Here is a 3,151-nt window from a genome sequence, read left to right as displayed (position 1 = left end):
CAGCGTTGTAAAACGCCTGTGGGTTGTGAGGTTAAGCGACTAAGCGTACACGGTGGATGCCCAGGCAGTCAGAGGCGATGAAGGACGTGCTAATCTGCGTAAAGCGACGGTAAGGTGATATGAACCGCTACAGCCGTCGATGTCCGAATGGGGAAACCCGGTGCACTCTGTGCATCATTGCAGCATGAATACATAGTGCTGCAAGGCGAACCGGGGGAACTGAAACATCTAAGTACCCCGAGGAAAAGAAATCAACCGAGATTCCCCCAGTAGCGGCGAGCGAACGGGGAGCAGCCCAGAGCCTGAATCAGTTTGTGTGTTAGTGGAAGCGTCTGGAAAGTCGCAGGGTACAGGGTGATACTCCCGTACACAAAAACACACATGCTGTGAGCTCGATGAGTAAGGCGGGACACGTGGTATCCTGTCTGAATATGGGGGGACCATCCTCCAAGGCTAAATACTCCTGACTGACCGATAGTGAACCAGTACCGTGAGGGAAAGGCGAAAAGAACCCCGGCGAGGGGAGTGAAACAGAACCTGAAACCGTGTACGTACAAGCAGTGGGAGCCTTCTTTATGGGGGTGACTGCGTACCTTTTGTATAATGGGTCAGCGACTTATATTCTGTAGCAAGGTTAACCGTATAGGGGAGCCGCAGGGAAACCGAGTCTTAACTGGGCGTTAAGTTGCAGGGTATAGACCCGAAACCCGGTGATCTAGCCATGGGCAGGTTGAAGGTTGGGTAACACTAACTGGAGGACCGAACCGACTAATGTTGAAAAATTAGCGGATGACCTGTGGCTGGGGGTGAAAGGCCAATCAAACCGGGAGATAGCTGGTTCTCCCCGAAAGCTATTTAGGTAGCGCCTCGTGAACTCATCTTCGGGGGTAGAGCACTGTTTCGGCTAGGGGGCCATCCCGGCTTACCAACCCGATGCAAACTGCGAATACCGAAGAATGTTATCACGGGAGACACACGGCGGGTGCTAACGTCCGTCGTGAAGAGGGAAACAACCCAGACCGCCAGCTAAGGTCCCAAAGTCATGGTTAAGTGGGAAACGATGTGGGAAGGCACAGACAGCCAGGATGTTGGCTTAGAAGCAGCCATCATTTAAAGAAAGCGTAATAGCTCACTGGTCGAGTCGGCCTGCGCGGAAGATGTAACGGGGCTAAACCATGCACCGAAGCTGCGGCAGCGACACTATGTGTTGTTGGGTAGGGGAGCGTTCTGTAAGCCGTCGAAGGTGGCCTGTGAGGGCTGCTGGAGGTATCAGAAGTGCGAATGCTGACATAAGTAACGATAAAGCGGGTGAAAAGCCCGCTCGCCGGAAGACCAAGGGTTCCTGTTCAACGTTAATCGGAGCAGGGTGAGTCGACCCCTAAGGCGAGGCCGAAAGGCGTAGTCGATGGGAAACAGGTTAATATTCCTGTACTCGGTGTTACTGCGAAGGGGGGACGGAGAAGGCTATATCAGCCGGGCGACGGTTGTCCCGGTTTAAGCGTGTAGGCGGAGAGTTTAGGTAAATCCGGACTCTTATCAACGCTGAGGCGTGACGACGAGGCACTACGGTGCTGAAGTGATAAATGCCCAGCTTCCAGGAAAAGCCTCTAAGCATCAGGTAACACAGAATCGTACCCCAAACCGACACAGGTGGTCAGGTAGAGAATACCAAGGCGCTTGAGAGAACTCGGGTGAAGGAACTAGGCAAAATGGTGCCGTAACTTCGGGAGAAGGCACGCTGGCGCGTAGGTGGAGGGACCTGCTCCCCGAGCCGAAGCCAGTCGAAGATACCAGCTGGCTGCAACTGTTTATTAAAAACACAGCACTGTGCAAACACGAAAGTGGACGTATACGGTGTGACGCCTGCCCGGTGCCGGAAGGTTAATTGATGGGGTTATCCGTAAGGAGAAGCTCTTGATCGAAGCCCCGGTAAACGGCGGCCGTAACTATAACGGTCCTAAGGTAGCGAAATTCCTTGTCGGGTAAGTTCCGACCTGCACGAATGGCGTAATGATGGCCAGGCTGTCTCCACCCGAGACTCAGTGAAATTGAACTCGCTGTGAAGATGCAGTGTACCCGCGGCAAGACGGAAAGACCCCGTGAACCTTTACTACAGCTTGACACTGAACATTGAGCCTTGATGTGTAGGATAGGTGGGAGGCTTTGAAGCGCGGACGCCAGTTCGCGTGGAGCCAACCTTGAAATACCACCCTTTAATGTTTGATGTTCTAACGTAGGCCCGTTACCCGGGCTGCGGACAGTGTCTGGTGGGTAGTTTGACTGGGGCGGTCTCCTCCTAAAGAGTAACGGAGGAGCACGAAGGTCAGCTAATCACGGTCGGACATCGTGAGGTTAGTGCAATGGCATAAGCTGGCTTGACTGCGAGAGTGACGGCTCGAGCAGGTGCGAAAGCAGGTCATAGTGATCCGGTGGTTCTGAATGGAAGGGCCATCGCTCAACGGATAAAAGGTACTCCGGGGATAACAGGCTGATACCGCCCAAGAGTTCATATCGACGGCGGTGTTTGGCACCTCGATGTCGGCTCATCACATCCTGGGGCTGAAGTAGGTCCCAAGGGTACGGCTGTTCGCCGTTTAAAGTGGTACGCGAGCTGGGTTTAGAACGTCGTGAGACAGTTCGGTCCCTATCTGCCGTGGGCGCTGGAGAATTGAGGGGGGTTGCTCCTAGTACGAGAGGACCGGAGTGAACGCACCACTGGTGTTCGGGTTGTCATGCCAATGGCATTGCCCGGTAGCTAAGTGCGGAAAAGATAAGTGCTGAAAGCATCTAAGCACGAAACTTGCCCCGAGATGAGTTCTCCCTGACTCCTTGAGAGTCCTGAAGGGACGTTGAAGACTACGACGTTGATAGGCCGGGTGTGTAAGCGCAGCGATGCGTTGAGCTAACCGGTACTAATGACCCGTGAGGCTTAACCTTACAACGCCAGAGGCGTTTTTGAGAGACACGATTTTCAGCTTTGTTACCGGATAAAGACCGTGCTGCCCTTATGGGGCGGCGCGGAGACAGAATTTGCCTGGCGGCTTTAGCGCGGTGGTCCCACCTGACCCCATGCCGAACTCAGAAGTGAAACGCCGTAGCGCCGATGGTAGTGTGGGGTCTCCCCATGCGAGAGTAGGGAACTGCCAGGCAT

General features: G+C 54.1%; 2 rRNA genes. Both read left to right on the top strand.

The window, feature by feature from the left end:
• Positions 1-29: 29 nt before the first annotated feature.
• Positions 30-2,937: ribosomal RNA gene (locus tag ACN1CO_RS22330) — 23S ribosomal RNA — on the top strand.
• 96 nt (positions 2,938-3,033) lie between these two features.
• A 5S ribosomal RNA gene (rrf, locus tag ACN1CO_RS22325) occupies positions 3,034-3,149 on the top strand.
• Positions 3,150-3,151 lie beyond the last annotated feature (2 nt).

Source organism: Pantoea sp. R13S299 (genome assembly GCF_048515925.1).
Lineage (GTDB): Bacteria > Pseudomonadota > Gammaproteobacteria > Enterobacterales > Enterobacteriaceae > Pantoea.
Note: the sequence above shows the minus strand (reverse complement) of the source record. Positions and strands in the feature narration are given on the sequence as shown.